Annotated in this window: 15 protein-coding genes, 2 pseudogenes and 1 other annotated feature; of the genes and pseudogenes, 6 read left to right on the forward strand and 11 right to left on the reverse strand. The window is 45.0% G+C overall.

Annotated features, from left to right (window positions below):
- The 3 genes and pseudogenes from IC21_RS17300 to phnC form a co-directional block, all read right to left on the reverse strand.
- Nucleotides 1-249 (reverse strand): annotated as a pseudogene (locus IC21_RS17300) (hypothetical protein); the annotation flags it as partial.
- Nucleotides 246-1,025 (reverse strand): phosphonate ABC transporter, permease protein PhnE, encoded by a 780-nt coding sequence (phnE, locus tag IC21_RS07460; RefSeq protein ID WP_013858423.1) that lies wholly within the window; start codon nt 1,023-1,025, stop codon nt 246-248. The gene phnE and the pseudogene IC21_RS17300, both read right to left, overlap by 4 nt.
- Nucleotides 1,025-1,795: a phosphonate ABC transporter ATP-binding protein gene (gene phnC / locus IC21_RS07465; RefSeq protein WP_029142746.1), complete on the reverse strand. Its 771-nt coding sequence runs from the start codon at nt 1,793-1,795 to the stop codon at nt 1,025-1,027. Before phnC ends, phnE begins: the two co-directional genes overlap by 1 nt.
- Nucleotides 1,796-2,192: 397 nt before the next feature.
- On the opposite strand from phnC, the gene IC21_RS07470 reads away from it, so the two are divergent.
- Nucleotides 2,193-3,188: an MBL fold metallo-hydrolase gene (locus IC21_RS07470; RefSeq protein ID WP_019722143.1), complete on the forward strand. Its 996-nt coding sequence runs from the start codon at nt 2,193-2,195 to the stop codon at nt 3,186-3,188.
- Nucleotides 3,189-3,382: 194 nt separating this feature from the next.
- Here IC21_RS07470 and IC21_RS07475 read toward each other — a convergent pair whose 3' ends face one another.
- The 5 genes from IC21_RS07475 to IC21_RS07495 all read right to left on the reverse strand — a co-directional run bounded on the left by IC21_RS07475 (nt 3,383) and on the right by IC21_RS07495 (nt 7,566).
- The gene (locus IC21_RS07475) at nt 3,383-4,213 is read right to left on the reverse strand and encodes a glycerophosphodiester phosphodiesterase family protein (RefSeq protein ID WP_017554085.1); all 831 of its coding nucleotides are present in this window, start codon (nt 4,211-4,213) and stop codon (nt 3,383-3,385) included.
- Between the two features lie 37 nt (nt 4,214-4,250).
- Nucleotides 4,251-4,526 carry a hypothetical protein gene (locus IC21_RS07480; protein WP_013858419.1) on the reverse strand — a complete coding sequence of 92 codons (276 nt, stop codon included), beginning with the start codon at nt 4,524-4,526 and terminating at the stop codon, nt 4,251-4,253.
- Nucleotides 4,523-4,960, reverse strand: coding sequence for a hypothetical protein (locus tag IC21_RS07485; protein WP_234969601.1), 438 nt, complete (start codon nt 4,958-4,960; stop codon nt 4,523-4,525). The genes IC21_RS07480 and IC21_RS07485 overlap by 4 nt, the downstream gene beginning before the upstream one ends.
- A 253-nt stretch (nt 4,961-5,213) precedes the next feature.
- The gene (locus IC21_RS07490) at nt 5,214-7,118 is read right to left on the reverse strand and encodes a DUF2339 domain-containing protein (RefSeq protein ID WP_234969599.1); all 1,905 of its coding nucleotides are present in this window, start codon (nt 7,116-7,118) and stop codon (nt 5,214-5,216) included.
- Nucleotides 7,119-7,218: 100 nt separating this feature from the next.
- Nucleotides 7,219-7,566: a hypothetical protein gene (locus IC21_RS07495; RefSeq protein ID WP_029142744.1), complete on the reverse strand. Its 348-nt coding sequence runs from the start codon at nt 7,564-7,566 to the stop codon at nt 7,219-7,221.
- 241 nt (nt 7,567-7,807) lie between these two features.
- Here IC21_RS07495 and IC21_RS16695 point away from each other — a divergent pair, with 241 nt between their 5' ends.
- The 5 genes from IC21_RS16695 (at nt 7,808) to IC21_RS07520 (ending at nt 12,303) form a co-directional block, all read left to right on the forward strand.
- Nucleotides 7,808-7,954, forward strand: coding sequence for a hypothetical protein (locus tag IC21_RS16695; RefSeq protein ID WP_017552432.1), 147 nt, complete (start codon nt 7,808-7,810; stop codon nt 7,952-7,954).
- A 25-nt stretch (nt 7,955-7,979) separates the two neighbouring features.
- Nucleotides 7,980-8,243 (forward strand) — a binding site (T-box leader).
- 48 nt (nt 8,244-8,291) lie between these two features.
- Entirely contained in the window at nt 8,292-9,146 is an 855-nt protein-coding gene (locus IC21_RS07505; protein ID WP_013858410.1) for an SAM hydrolase/SAM-dependent halogenase family protein, read from the forward strand.
- 13 nt (nt 9,147-9,159) lie between these two features.
- Nucleotides 9,160-9,714 carry an ECF-type riboflavin transporter substrate-binding protein gene (locus IC21_RS07510; protein WP_013858409.1) on the forward strand — a complete coding sequence of 185 codons (555 nt, stop codon included), beginning with the start codon at nt 9,160-9,162 and terminating at the stop codon, nt 9,712-9,714.
- Between the two features lie 20 nt (nt 9,715-9,734).
- Nucleotides 9,735-11,432, forward strand: coding sequence for an ABC transporter ATP-binding protein (locus tag IC21_RS07515; protein WP_029142742.1), 1,698 nt, complete (start codon nt 9,735-9,737; stop codon nt 11,430-11,432).
- Nucleotides 11,433-11,436: 4 nt separating this feature from the next.
- A complete protein-coding gene (locus IC21_RS07520; protein WP_017552435.1) occupies nt 11,437-12,303 on the forward strand; it encodes an energy-coupling factor transporter transmembrane component T family protein in 867 nt (288 codons plus the stop codon).
- Between the two features lie 344 nt (nt 12,304-12,647).
- Here IC21_RS07520 and IC21_RS07525 read toward each other — a convergent pair.
- The 3 genes and pseudogenes from IC21_RS07525 to IC21_RS17305 all read right to left on the reverse strand — a co-directional run.
- Nucleotides 12,648-13,435, reverse strand: a pseudogene (locus IC21_RS07525) (formate/nitrite transporter family protein).
- A gap of 679 nt (nt 13,436-14,114) precedes the next feature.
- A complete protein-coding gene (locus IC21_RS07530) occupies nt 14,115-14,654 on the reverse strand; it encodes an NYN domain-containing protein (protein WP_035176540.1) in 540 nt (179 codons plus the stop codon).
- Between the two features lie 501 nt (nt 14,655-15,155).
- Nucleotides 15,156-15,757: nitroreductase family protein (locus IC21_RS17305; RefSeq protein WP_035180718.1), on the reverse strand; the 602-nt coding region annotated here is incomplete at its 5' end.

Consider the following 15,757-nt stretch of genomic DNA (forward strand, 5'->3'; position numbering starts at 1 on the left):
AAATGCCAGTGGCATTGTGGGTGGCCGATAGACAGTTGCCCCGTCACTGCCACTGGCCATACAACCGACATTGAAGGTGGCTGCGGACAGAATGATCGCTTTTAATGCCTGTGCCGCCGTATCTTTTAATTCAAGATGGGGTGCACTGCCGAATGCCCATGCATAGATCAGAACGACAATCAGCACAACCGCCCATGTTTTGATCCTCTTCAGCAGCGGTTTTTTTACCAAATCCGATTGACCCCTCATATTAATTTCTCCCTTATCCGATTACTTAAGCCATCAATGATCAGAACGACAACAAACGTGTATAAAATGATCGTGAGCACTTGGTTATATTGGAAAAAACCGAGGGCATTATTTAAATACAGTCCGATTCCGCCAGCGCCGACATACCCCAGAACAGCTGCCGCACGAACATTAATTTCAAAACTATAAAGGAAATACGACATATAGCTTGCCGTCACTTGCGGCACTACTCCGAAAAAGATCCACTGGATTTTATTGGCGCCCACCGCTGTCATGGATTCAAGCGGCCCACTGTCAATCGCTTCAATCGATTCATAGAAAAGCTTGGCGATGACCCCGAATGAAAAAACCGCCAACGCAAATATTCCTGGTATTTCACCGATCCCGAAAACCGGTACGAACAATGCGGCAAGCAGCAGCTCAGGCAGCGTCCGGATCAAGTTCATCATGACGCGGGCAATTTGGTAGATGACCGGTATTTTCACAACATTGCTTGATGCAAGCAGGGCAACAGGAATCGCTGCGATGCCGCCAAAGGTTGTCCCCAAAATCGCCATGCGGATCGTAGCAAGCATCGGCTTGGTGACGGAACTGAAGTAATGCCAGTCAGGGGGGAACATTTCATTCAATAACGACCCCATGTTTCTGCGGCCTGCCCACAATGCTGCCAAAGAGACTTGTGTAGTATGCGCGCTCCCCCAAATGATAAGTATCAGGAAAAGGATGGTCAGGCTTGTCTTTATCCTTGCCACTCTTTTCCGCCTGATTACATCCATTACAACGCACCCCCTAATAGCTCATCATCCTTCAGATTACGGCCGTAAATATCAGCGAAAACATCATCTGTCGCTTCAGATACGGGGCCGTCAAACACGATGTTCCCGGCACGGATGCCAATAATTCTTGTCGCGTAGGCCTTCGCCAAATCAACGAAGTGAAGATTTACGACCGTTGTAATCCCCAGCTCCTGGTTAATCCGTTTGAGGTCATTCATTACCTGCTTTGTGGTGAGCGGATCGAGCGACGCTACCGGTTCATCTGCTAGAATGATTTTTGCCCCCTGTGCGAGCGCCCGCGCAATCGAAACGCGCTGCTGCTGCCCACCAGATAATTCATCTGCACGCGAATACGCTTTTTCTTTTATATTTACACGTTCCAACGCATCCATGGCAAGATCCATATCTTTTTTCGGGAACAGACCCAAGATTGTTCGGAGGGTTGAATGGTAGGCAACACGGCCGGATAACACATTACGCAGTACCGTAGAACGTTTCACTAAGTTAAAGTTTTGGAAAATCATCCCGATATTACGGCGGATATAACGAAGTTCCTTTCCCTTGGCAGCGGTAATCGACTTGCCATCAATCAGAATTTCACCTTCCGTGATTTCATGCAGTCGGTTAATTGAGCGCAGTAATGTAGACTTTCCCGCGCCGGAAAGACCGACAATTACGACAAACTCACCCTTATGTATCGTCAGGTTCACATTGTTTAACCCTCGTGTCCCATTCGGATAAACTTTAGAAACGCTCTTAAACTCGATCATTTCTACTCCCCTTTAATATTGAAAGTTGTCAAAATTTAATGTGCTATTTTTACTATACCAATGAATGCCCGCAAACTCAAGGATGATTTTGTTCCGTATATCTCACGTTTTTCTCGGCACTATACCGGGTATTTCCCGACGCTCTTCTTGTACGTTTTTGGCTAATCATCAGATGGCTCGTGATATGCCTGCAGAAAAAATCACGGAGTACCTCTTCATTGCAGCACGGGGCGTCACGTATGATTGGTGCTTGCATGATGGGGGTTATGATTTGGAAAAGGCAATGAGAGCGTATATGGGAAGATTGTTAAAGGTATTTTTGCAATAGACAAAATGGTTCAAATTCATTATAATAAAGAAAAATGAATGATCATTCATTTTAAAGGGGGCCTTACCCATGGCATATACGAAATTCGGGCCGCTTACCGTCATTCCGGGGGAAAACGGCAGCCGCGTCCCGTTCAGTACCTCGCTTCTCGTCGAGGGCGGGCAGGGGGCGGCGCTGGTTGACTGCGGCAGCGGCTTTCAAATTTTAAATGAAATAAAAAAGGAATACGCCATTCGGTCTGTTTATTTGACCCATTACCATCTGGACCATATTTGGGGCGCGTACCTGTTTAAAGACGCCGAAATTCAAATCAATCCATATGATGTAAAAAAACTGAATGATGTTGAAGAGCTGGCAAAAGCGAGCGGTATGCTGAGCCCGGCCGACCCGGAGAGCCGCAAAAAGTGGATGAAGCAGCTGTTTGAGAAACCGCCTGAAAACTGGAATCGCCCGCACTGGCAGCCGGTGCTGAACCTTACGGAAAAATGGTATCCGTACGGGGAAGAGCTCAATGTATATGGGACGAAAATGTTGATGATCCATGCGCCCGGCCATACGGAAGGATACTGCTGCCCGTATTTTCCGGAACACGGTGTCCTGTTTGCCGGCGATTTTGACCTGGCCTCTTTCGGACCGTGGTACAACAACGCCGACTCTGACATTGACGCCTTTATCGCATCCGCAAAAACCACGTTGGAAACAGATGCGCAAATTTTCATCACTTCCCACCATAAAGGGGTGGTGGACAGAAAAACATATGAAGAATTGCTGAAGCGGTATATCAACAAAATTTACGAGCGCGAAGAAAAAACGCGGTCTGCTGTAAAGCGGGGTGTGGCGCCGGACGAAATGATCTACGAAGAAATTTTTTATTTCCGGAAAAATCTAGAACAGAACCCGCAACTTGTGATTTCCGAAATTGTCGGCATCGCCAAGCACCTCGACAGGCTTGTGCGTAATGGGGAACCGTTTGAAGCTTATTTTGAGGCATTTTTGCAGCACTTTCAGTTAACAAGGGAAAATATTTTCTATCACACATCTTCTGTCCCGGCACAACTCCAATAACAGGTAGCGGCGCCCGCTTCGCCGCTATTTTTCCTGTAAAAGCCTTTTTCTATGCCGGACACAGCGCTTGCACAAAAAAACAACCGCCATTACGGTTGCAAATCGGCAGCTTGTTTCCTCAGCTGCGTTTTTAAAATTTTCCCGACCGTTTAAGCCCTTCTTTCATGCAATAAAAAAAGCACCCACCCGGATGCTTATTTCAGTAATGCCTTTGTATAAGTAAGATGATTTGTAAAAACGCCATCAGCTCCATCTTCTATGACTCTTTTTTGTTCTGCTTTTTCTTTTTTAGAATCAAAGAAGAATACATATACTTTCAAATGGTTTTGGTGCATTTTTTGGATTAATTTTTTGTCAGCCAGTTTTGCATCTAAGCCAATGCCAACAGCGTACTTCCTCCATTCTCTTATTTTCTGATCAGTGAAGTCTTTTTTGTTTTTAAAAAGCGTTAGTTGCACGAGAGGAACTGATCTATCCAATTTATGGATTTTCTCAAGGCTTCTTGCCGAAAAAGATTCAATCATTACCTTCTTTTTCTTAATTAGGCCTTTTTTATTCAGAAGCCTGATCAATGGCTCCTCCATTTTTAATTCATTGCCGACTCGTCTGGTTTCAATAAAATAATTTGTTTTCGATCCATACTGATTGATGAGTTCTTCAAGGGTAAGAATACGTTGGCCCTTGTATTTTTTACCGAACCAGCTTCCCGCATCCAACTTTTTGATTTGCTTCAAACTGTAACGTGTTACATCCCCTTTCCCATTTGTAGTTCTGTCCAAAGTTGGATCATGCATCAGTATGAGTTTGTTGTCTTTTGTTTCCCTTAAATCCAACTCAATATAATCAGCTTTTTCATTGACGGCAAGCCTAAATGCGGGCATTGTTTCTTCAGGTGCCCGGTCATCTGCTCCTCTGTGAGCAATAATAAGTGTTTCCTTTTTTTCTTTTTTCGCAACCGCGGAAGAGCAGCCCATCAGGTTAAAAACAAAAATGCAGACTATGGAAATAAAAAATATTCTTTTCATACTATTAATTTATCATAAGATGGGCAGAAATGTGTTTTTAATTTGTCTCTTGTTCTGCTGTATTATCTGCCGTCATGTCGTTCACCATGGCGGATAGATTTTCCGCCGTTTTCTGTGACAATAGTTTTTCAAATTTTTCCATATCGAATCCGGTACTGGTCAACTCATCACGTGTCAGGGTATACGTGCCAGATGTCGAAAAATACGCCGAATCAATTTGAGATGTCACCGTTACTGGAACCGTTGCACCGGTAATATTTCCGTCATTGTCCTTTGCAAGGTTAATATTTGTAAATTGGATTTTAGCGCTCATTTTTCATCCACTCCTTTTTCATCATTTTCGTCTTCCTCGTCATCTACTCCAAGCTGGTCACATAGATAATCATAGATTTCCGATTGCTGTCCCTCATATTCGGTATCCTCAAATTTTTTTAACACCGCCTTAATTGTCCTTAACATTTCACGATTATCACCACCTTCAATAACCATTTTTTCAGAATACAATTCTTGCAAATCTTCGTTAAATGCCTTCATATCTTTCACGTCGTAGGTATCGTCGTGGATGATGGGTTCTCCGTTTTCATCTTTTTTTGAGTGCTCTTTTAATAGCTCAATGCGGTCTTGATCGACCAATATAGCGCGCTCCTGTAACATATCAATAAACCGACGACGGAAACGCGATTGTTTCCGTACCAGTTTCAGCCCGTACATAAAGTTGGCAATTTGTGTTAATTTTCCATTTTCCAATTATACTTTCACTTGTCATGCCCCTTTTTAAGGATGATTGCGCTTTCATTTCACCGTTTTTCAATACAATATATGCATCGTCTAAACGGATATACTTGGAAAATAGGACAGGGCTGTACCGGAAATGCCCGGCACAGCCCTGTTTTTGCGCAGGTTTCGTATGAAACTGCCTGCCTCTTCAGCCATATTTTTTTAAAAAAACTGCACCTATCACCTGCCTTCTTTCAGGTGATAGGTGCAAGGCAATAAAACACTATTTTTTCACATAGAACAGCCTTGACACAAGCAACCCGACTGTCCCGAGCGCAATAAACAAAATCGTCCGGATGAAAAGGTTGACGGTATGCATATCGACAAAAATCAGTTTACAAAGCGTGATCAAAAGCAGGATCATCCCCGCGAGCCGGATCTTCTTATTGTCTTTCCAAACCCCGAGCGCCACTCCAGCTGCAGCATATACCATCCAGACAAAAGACTGGAGCATCATCCGCAGGCTGACGGACCAGCTTTCTGCAACCGCACCTGCCAGCTGGGTAAGAAAAACAAGATGAAAAAAGGCATTTACGGCGATCATAAAGTTTTTCAGACCTTCCTGTTTCAACGAAGCTGCAGCCAGCATCCGATAGAAAAACAGCATCGTCCCGATCACAACAAGCCACACGAAAGTCTCCGCACTGAACACATCCCGGATCCATGCGGTGGAAAATAATTGAAAAGTTGTAAAAATATAATGCAATAACCCGATAACCTGCTGAATGACTGCTTTAAAATGAAAGCCAAGATAAATGGCGACCGTGGCTACAATAAAATACACGGCAAGATTTAGCACATGGTAAGGCAAAATCTGGTATAGGAAATAAACAACGCTTACTGTACAAATGGAAATGGAGACAGAGATCTGCTCCCGGTTTTGTTTTTCCCGGCCGTAGTAGGCAAACCAGCCGTAAGCGACTGCAGCGGCCAATAAGTATAGATTAAACAGCGCATGTTGAAGCGATGCTTGCAGCAATATGCCCGGCACTTCCTCCAGCGTACTATAAGCCCATCCGGTTGTCAGCACAAAGCTTGAGAATAAGACCGGCACCGTTGCCTCTCCTATTCCCTTCTTGTAAAAAGCGACCCAGCAAAGCAACGCATGCTGAATGATCGCCCCAAGCACAACAGAATACGAGATCCCTGCACCAACTTGATTGATCAAAAGATTGATATAAAGGATAAAAACGGCGGCATGCCACAGCCCACTTGCCGTATAAAACAGCGCTTTGTAAGATTTCCGGACGGCAAACAAGAGCAAAAGCGCATAAAATGCCGTTTCATACCAAATAACAAAATGGGCGGCATGTTCCTTTCCTTCAACCAAAAACGGCACAAGATACCCGGCACATGCAGTTAAAATCGCAATGGCTTCCGAACGGTGCCGGTCAGAAAGAAACAGCCCAAGCCCGATCCAGATCAGGTTCAGGATAAATGCAATGAAAGGCGGCACGAAGCCGTACAAAACATGCATCGCAAACGTCGTCAAAATGGCAACGGAAACGGCGCCGGACAGCAGCACGGTTCCAAGTGCCTCCATTTGTTTCTTAATCTGCCTTTCCCCAAAAAAGTACAGCACAGCGGCCACGCCAAAACCGAGCAAAATCCGGATTAGTTCCGTGCCCGCAATGGCCACAATGGTAAATGCAAAAATAAGGCCCAGAAGCAGCACGAAAATAAAGATTCTCGGCAGCCACACCCTCCCAAGGCGGTATTCCCAATCAACCGGTTCCGGTTTCGCCTGAACCGGCGTTTTCTGCACCGGTATTTCAGCATTTTGCACCGGTGTTTCAGCATTTTGGGGGCGCGGTGCTGTTTTTTCAACCCGTTTATCCGGCGTGCCGGTGGCGGATGGCACGGTACTTTGACTGGCTTCCATTTTGGCCGGTCGGTTTCCTTGTTTCGCTGCAAGGCCAGTTTTTAATGTTGCCACCTCCTGTTCCAAAACGGCCACTCTTTGTTCAAGCTGTTCAATCCGGTCCATTTGGTTCCCCCTCAATTTCTCTTCTTCTATAAAGATATTCGAAGCAGGCAGTCTGATTTCCTTTCTCATTTTGTCTTTTTTCGACAGGTTGAGGCGGATTTTGCCGGTTGACTCGCAACCAGCAAGCGTGCCGTTTTCCAAATCGGGATTACCCCGCTGCAAGTTCCTTTTTAATGGCAATAACCCCCTCGGTTTTGTTCCGGATTGTCTGGATTGCGATTTCTATACTTGCACTTTCCTTTCAAAACTCATTTGCCAAATCTGCAAGCCGCCTTCCGCGGTTCTTGTAATTTGTAAAATTGCTTTTTACATCGATAAAAAGCGCATTCGGCGAAAACGGGCCTTTCTTAAGGTAGTGCAGATGGAAAGCTTCGGTGATGATTTCAAGCGAAACATCGTTTTCCAGCTTCCGGAATGCCGGGACCGGAAACTGCCGGTTCAGCACGGTTTGTGTCGCCCTGTCTTCAAATACGCCGTTTTCCGCGTATTCCAAGCGGATCAGCTTCGGTGTCAGCACGGTAAACCGGTAATGCTCTCCTGTTATAACAGCCTGCGGGCTTAATGGAAAACGCATTTTTTCTTCATTCATCACGGACCACCCTTTTTTCATTTTACTATTCGCTCATGCAACCTTTTCCCTTTTTCCTCCAAACAGCAACTCTTTTCCCATTAAAAATCATGCTGATTCGGCAAAAAAATTTTACAAATGGCACTTTTCAAAAGGAAATCGGCAAGAAAAGAAGAAATTATTCTTTGCATGCTTAAAAACGATTTAAATAGAACGGCTACCGGTATTCCGGCAGCCTTCGTTTCAAAAAGGGGAATGAGAAATGGCAAAACCGCTTTACGCGGAGCAGCGAAACCGTGCCGTTTTCATCTGCAACAAACCGGAAACGGCACGGCCCGGAGTTGGAAGACGGCATTTGATGAAAAAGGCAGGAAATTTAAAATCTTCTCTTGAAATTTCAAATGATTAATCCTATAATGAATTCAAAGTTCATTCCAAAAACGAGGAAAAGGAAAAGTACGGTCCACGAATTTTCACAGAGAGCTTCGGTTGCTGAAAAGAAGCAAAAGGACGGATCGGAAAAATGGCCTTGGAGTTCCGTGCTGAAAGCTTAGCTGCAAGTAGGTTCCGGCGGGAAGAGCGCCCGTTAAAGCGCCGCAGTATAAGGAGATTGCAGGCTCCCGTACTGGCTAAGGCTGTTTATGTGAGTAAACAGTGAATGAAGGTGGTACCGCGTGAATTCAAACCACGCCCTTATCGTGTAGGGGCGTGGTTTTTTATTTTTCAAAATTCAAGGAGGAACTGACATGACAAAACCATTGGTACTTCAAACAGATTTCGGATTATGCGACGGCGCCGTAGCCGCGATGAACGGGGTGGCAATCTCGGTTGACCCGGCGCTCCGAATCTTTAACCTGACCCATGAAATTCCGCCATATCATATTTGGGAAGCTTCTTACCGGCTGTACCAGACCATTTCCTACTGGCCTGCGGATACCGTGTTTGTGAGCGTGGTCGACCCCGGTGTCGGATCCGACCGGCGCAGTATTGCCGCCAAAACGGCAAACGGCCAGTACATCATCACACCGGATAACGGCACCCTGACCCACATTAAAGACACCATTGTGGCCGCCAGAGAAATTGATGAAACCGCCAACCGGCTCCCGCATTCAGAAGAATCGTATACGTTTCACGGCCGGGATGTGTACGCCTACACCGGCGCGAAACTGGCTGCCGGGGTGATCCGTTTTGAAGAAATCGGGCCGGAAATCCCGGCTGGCTCCATTATTGAACTGCCGAGAAAAGCACCGGAGCTTCAGGATGGCGTGATTACAGGCACGATCGACACGCTGGATGTCCGCTTCGGCAATTTATGGACCAATATCGATTCTTCCTTGTTCAGACAATTGGACGTCAACTACGGCGATTCGTTCGAAGTCACGATTTTTAACGAATCCCGCCAGCACTACAAAAACATTATGACATTCGGCCATTCTTTTGCCGACAGCCATATTGGCGAACCGCTTTTATACATCAATTCCCTGTACAAACTCGGCATCGCCATCAACCAGGGCTCTTTCGCAAAAGCCTACCATATCGATACCGGCATCAAATGGAACATTACCATCCGGAAAGCGCCGAAAATTGTCTATCAAAAATAGGGGGAATCACGACATGCAATCAAACAGAAGATCGATCGTCACAATTGTTGCAATTGGGATTGGCGCTGCCATTTTCATTATTTTGGGCAGGTTTGTTTCCATCCCGACCGGCATCCCGAATACAACCATTGAAACGTCTTATGCTTTTCTTGCCCTTATGTCGATTGTATACGGCCCGGTTGCAGGCGCCCTGATCGGCCTGATCGGGCACGCGTTGAAGGATGCCATTTCCTACGGATCTATCTGGTGGAGCTGGGTGATCGTTTCCACCCTTGTCGGCTTCTTATTCGGCCTTGTTTCGAAAAAAATAGACATCGATTCCGGCATTCTAAACGGCAAAAAGATTTTTCTGTTTAATATCGTACAGGTCATTGCCCAGGCAATCGGATGGTTTCTTGTTGCCCCTTTGCTCGACATCCTCATCTACGCGGAACCTGCCAACAAAGTATTTTTGCAAGGCATTGTCGCGGGCGTGTCCAACATGGTGACTGTCGGCATCATCGGAACATTGCTGATTGGTGCTTACGCGAAAACGAGAAGCAAAAGCGGCAGTCTCCGAAAAGAATAAGAGAACAACGGGAGGAAAAGATGAAAAAGCCTGTCATTGAATTCCGGAATTATACGTTTCAATACAGAAGCCAGGCCACCCCTACCCTGCATGATATCAATTTGACAATTTATGAAGGGGAAAGTGTGCTGATTCTCGGACAGTCCGGGTCGGGGAAAAGCACACTCGGTCATTGCATCAACGGCCTCATTCCTTTTTCCTACAAAGGTGAGGTGTCTGGTAGTTTAAAGATAAACGGAAAAGAAACAAAAGATATGGATATTTTCTCCATATCCAAATCAGTCGGGACGGTGCTGCAGGATCCGGACGGGCAGTTCATCGGCTTAACCGTCGGCGAGGATATCGCTTTTGCTCTGGAAAATGAAGGCCTTCCGCTCCGTGACATGCATGATGCTGTTGATGAAGCAGCACGGACAGTCGGCATTAGAAACAAACTTGCCGCACGTGTCCATGAATTATCAGGCGGCCAAAAGCAAAAAGTGTCTCTTGCCGGTGTAATGGTGAACAATACAGGGATTCTTTTGTTTGACGAACCGCTTGCAAATCTCGACCCGGCAACCGGAAAGCAAGCCATGGAGCTTATTTCGGACATCCGGAAAAAAACAAATGTGACCGTCTTGATCATTGAACACCGGCTTGAGGATGTGCTGGCTGAAAAAATAGACCGGGTCATTGTCATAGATGACGGCAAAATCATCAGCGACTGCACGCCGGATGAACTGCTTTCTTCTTCCGTGCTGGAAACGTGCCATGTCCGGGAGCCGCTTTATGTCAAAGCTGCAAAATATGCCGGCTGCCGCATCACACCGGAGATGCAGCCGGCACACCTGGATACTTTTCAACTCGGCCGGTGCAGAGATGCCCTTTTAAACTGGTATAAACATGCTGCTAAAAAGCCGGTTGCCCGCATTGAAACAGAACCGGTGCTTGAAATCCGTCAGTTGTCTTTTTCGTATAAACCCGGGCAGCCTGTGCTCAAAAACCTTTCTTTTACCATCCAAAAAGGGGAAATGGTAAGCATTGTTGGAAAAAATGGCGCAGGAAAATCAACGTTGTCACGTCTGATCTGCGGCTTTGAACAACCTTCTTCCGGAAAAATTTTTTACAAAGAGAAAGACATTACAAACGACACCATTAAAGAACGGTCGCTTCGGATTGGCATGGTCATGCAAAATCCAAACCAGATGATCTCAAAACATATGATTTTCGATGAAATTGCGCTCGGCCTGGCCAACCGTGGGATTGCACCGGAAGAGATCAAAAGCCGTACAGAAAATGCCATGCGGCTTTGCGGACTTTACTCTTTCCGGAATTGGCCGGTATCCGCGCTTAGTTTCGGCCAGAAAAAACGGGTAACGATTGCTTCTATTCTCGTGCTGGAGCCGGACATTCTGATTCTCGATGAGCCGACTGCCGGCCAGGATTATATGCATTACCATGAAATCATGGAGTTTTTGGCGGAATTGAATAAAAAAGGTATCACGATTCTCTTCATCACCCATGACATGCACCTCATGCTGGAGTATACGCCGCGCGCCATTGTGCTTGCAGACGGAGAAAAAATTGCCGACGGTCCGGCTGCCGGAATTTTAGGCCATTCTGATATGATCCGGCGCGCCAACTTAAAAGAGACATCCCTCTATACGCTTGCAAGCCGGCTGCATCTGAACCCGGAGCGTTTCACGGAACGCTTTATCACGTACGAAAGGGGGCTATAGCCAAATGGCAACCGAAATGCTGTCTTATATTGAGCGGAAATCCCCCGTCCATGAACTGGCCGGCGCGACAAAGCTGATCTGCTTTTTGACGTGGTCTTTTGCGGCTATGCTTACTTACGATACGCGTGTGCTCCTTTTTCTTTTTCTTTTGAGCCTTGTTATTTTTAAAATTTCACGCATCAAGATCCGGGAAATATTATTTATTTTGCTTTTTATCCTTGCTTTTCTGCTTTTGAACAACATTGCGATTTATATCTTTTCGCCGCAACAGGGCGTGAGAATTTACGGGACAAGCCATGTGCTGTTCTCGATTGCCGGTCGGTACAATATCACGTGGGAACAGCTTTTTTACCAGTTTAACGTCACACTCAAATATTTCACGGTCATTCCAGCCGCACTTCTGTTTATCGTAACAACAAATCCAAGCGAGTTTGCCGCATCGCTCAATAAAATCGGGATCAGCTACCGGATTTCATTTGCGGTTGCCCTGGCGCTCCGCTATATTCCCGATATTCAGCGGGACTTTCATAATATCGCCCTTTCCCAGCAGGCAAGGGGCTTAGATATGTCACGCAAAGAAAAACTGCCGAAACGGATAAAAAATGCCGCCTCCATCCTGATTCCGCTCATCTTGTCGAGCCTCGAAAAAATTGAAACCATCAGCAATGCCATGGAACTGCGCGGCTTTGGAAAAAATAAAAAACGCACCTGGTACAGTGCGCGCCCTTTTCAGTTAAAAGACTATGCAACAATGGCCGCCTTTTTGGTTATCCTGGTTGTTTCACTGCTGATCACCTTTCACAATGACAGCCGCTTTTATAACCCGTTTCTTGGGCTTGCTTCGGCGGTTTATCTTGATGAAGGTTTGTAAAAAGAGATTTGGATTTTCTTTCCATTAAAAATTTTCAGGAACAGGTTGTTTTTCGTACGGAAGTTTATAGAATGATGCAAAATTTAAGAAAAATGGGGAGCGACAGCAAATGGGCGTTAGCCCGGGAAGCTCTGTAGATATCCATTTTGATACGCGGGGCTCGGTAAATGGTCTTTATCCGGTTCATTCACCAAGTCCTGCATCTAGTTTGCCATAAAGCAGAAACAGGCGGAGCACAAGCTTTTGCTGCTTTTTCTATCAAATCTTTGCATTTTACGTTTTAATGACCCAAAGCGGCCCTATTTTTAATGAAGGGCTTCCCATTTTATGAGAAGCCCTCCGTCTCAAAGTGCAGTGTCTGTCTTTTGAACTCCTTCTTTTTTATATGCGATAAAGTAGAGCATGCTGACAAACACAACTGCGCCTGCCGCATTTCCGAGGAAAACCGCGATGATATTTTTCAAAAATAACATCCATGAAAGATGCCCCGCAAAAATAGCGGCCGGAATAATGAACATATTGGCAACGACGTGCTGGAACCCGATCAGCACAAAAGCCATGATCGGAAACCAGATGCCGAGGATTTTGCCTGCAAACGTTTTGGCGCCGTAGCAAAGCCAGACCGCCATGCTGACAAGCCAGTTACAACCGATCCCGGAGACAAATGCCTGCCAAAAAGGCGCGCTCGTCTTCATTTCTGCCGTGTGGACGGTTTTCGCCAAAAAATCCCCTTCTGTCAAGCCGATAAAATGCCCGAAAAAGTAGGCAACAAATAGCGCACCAATCAGGTTAAAAATGGTGATCCACAACCAGTTCCAAATAAGCTGCAGGATGTTAATCTTTTTGTCAAAGCAGGCCATGCTGACGGCCATCATATTGCCGGTGACAAGCTCGCCGCCGCCAACCAAAATCAAGATCAGGCCGGTCGGGAACACTGCGGCACCCATAAATGTGTCAAAACTGCCCCAGCTCCCCGGCATCATGCCGGCACCCGGATATACGCCAAATAACCGATAGCAATAAAAGCCCCGCCCAAAAAGCCAAGCACCACCATTGACAAAAACGAGCTGTTCGCTTTCGCTATTCCTTTTTCAATCGCTACGTCCGCAATTTCTTTCGGACTTAAGTCCATCTTACCCACCTCTCGTTTCTTACAGGATAGAGAATACAGACATTCCTGCTGCCTCTCACCCGCACCAGGATCAGCGCAAATTTTCAAAATAGATCATTCTAAATGAGGCTTTATTTAAGTGCCAGCGTGTTTCTTCCCGCTCCAGCCGTATTTTTTCTCGGGCGGGTATTATATCTTTTAGGGTGTATAAGCAAAATTTTTTTATACCGTTTTCTTTGCATGATATTTTTTGAAACTTCCACGATGGAAAAATTTCTAATTTATAATATATATAAACTTTCCATGAAGTCGAATGCACTTTGGCGTTTCTGGACATTTGGCAAAATACCTTTCCCCGCTTCGGCGCATGCTTAAACAGACAAGCAGGGAATTTTATATTTCTTTTTAAAAAGATTCAGTCATTATGGATATTTAAAGCTGCGCCCTAAGGAAGCCATTCATCTTATGGCGGAAGCCGCGCGTATTTTTGTCTAAATCATAAAAGCTATTCCCACACTGATTGCATGGCAGACAGTTTTTTCATTCTTTCAACCGGGAATAAAAATGTCGAAAGAAAATGGGTATGAACCCGTGTTGTCCGTTCATACTCATGATTAGAAGGCTGTACAGATTCGAACTATACAGCCAAGCGCATCATTGGCTGCCTTGAGGCTCGGACTCCAGGCAGCTTTCTTTTTCATTAACGCATGCACTGATTAAAGTCTTCTTTTTTTAAAGTGATATACTCATCACAAAGATCCTTCATATAACCTGCTTTTTGTTGGTCGACTACGCCGGCAACAACATTTTTCCCCAAACTTCTGGCCATTTTAATGGCTGCTTCGTAATCCGTATCGGCACTGAATAATATTGCCTCATCATAACCGTTATGAAAAGCAAGTGAGACCAGATCTACCGCTATATTTACATCTGTTCCTTTTTCTGTAAAAATGGGATTGCCCGACGCGTCCGTTCCGACAACACTTAAATAGCCCAGTTTCGCTATACATTTTGGAATCTTTTTATTTAAATGTTCAATAAATGATTTCGTTGCTGCTGTTTTTGCTTTATCCAAATTTCCGACTGCCGTGTAATAATAAATGCGCTGAAGCATCCCATCTCTCCGGGCAGCCACGTATTCTGCCAACTTTAAATAGTCCACCCTCTGCTGGGATCCGTACAAGGCAGTAAGAGCAGCTTCAAAATTATTGCCATCGATAAATACCATCACTCTCTTCACATTTGGTTTCCCCCTTTGACATACTAAAGGCGCCAGCTTCGATGCTGACGCCTTTTCTGATTCTCTTGTACTTAGCTCCGATTGCTAAGCACCTCACAACACTGAAAGACACCGCCTCCGACTGACGGTCTTATTATATCCCTTTTTGGTTAAGTTCCCGAGCTTCTTAACCTTTTCGAGGTAAATATATCACCATCCCGGGGAAGCTGTCAACAGCAAAATATTCTTCCATATACGCTGGTTCCGAAAATCTACATAACTCTATATAATCATACAGATGATCTAGATATTCGGATGATTCGCTCTTGAAAACAGGTCTTAGTTGAGCCAGTGGAACAGCTGTACACACAACTGCTCTATGCCATCACCGTTTCTTCCCACAACCGTAATTTTGAAAAACAGGTAGGCCCTCGCCTACCCTAGAGTAAAATGTAACCAGTGGTGACATTTGTAATAGGAGAAGGCCTGTTTTTTGATTGGAATTTTATTTTCTAAATGTCACTATCTATCGATTTCATATATGCCATTCACCTCTGTGTAGAAATCCCTGAAATTAAGGCGTCTATTAAACTCATCCACTATCTCTCGCTTTTTATCTCGTTTTGTTTCCCTGATGCCCAAAAATTCAAGAATTTCCTTTAAGTGACCCAACTCTAATAATATGTCCCTATAAAATATATGGTTTCGATATTTCCACTGCATCCTTTCATAGGTGCATGTAACTATCAACAGAGAGTCATCGTACTGAAAATTGTCTACAATTTCCCAATCATCGAGTAATGGTGACAAATATAATATTTTATTATTATGAATTGCAAATATATCTAATGTGTGCCTAGCACCGTTAGAAGGGTACGTCTTTTTTAGGTATAGGAAATTCATATAAATACATTTTGTTGATTTAAGCAGTTTATTTAATGAATGAAATAAATGAACTTCATTCCTTTTCTCTGTATATCCTGTAAGAGCATTGAATATTGTTTCATGGCGAACAGTACCTGGCACTGTTCGCCAATTGTCGATGCGCAGTTTTCTCGGGACGCCTCCGGCTTGGCGAAACAGCTGAGTGAGCCCGTAAAGAAAACATTCGCTGTTTTCCGCCG

The sequence above is a fragment of the Heyndrickxia coagulans DSM 1 = ATCC 7050 genome, assembly GCF_000290615.1.
Taxonomy (GTDB): domain Bacteria; phylum Bacillota; class Bacilli; order Bacillales; family Bacillaceae_C; genus Weizmannia; species Weizmannia coagulans.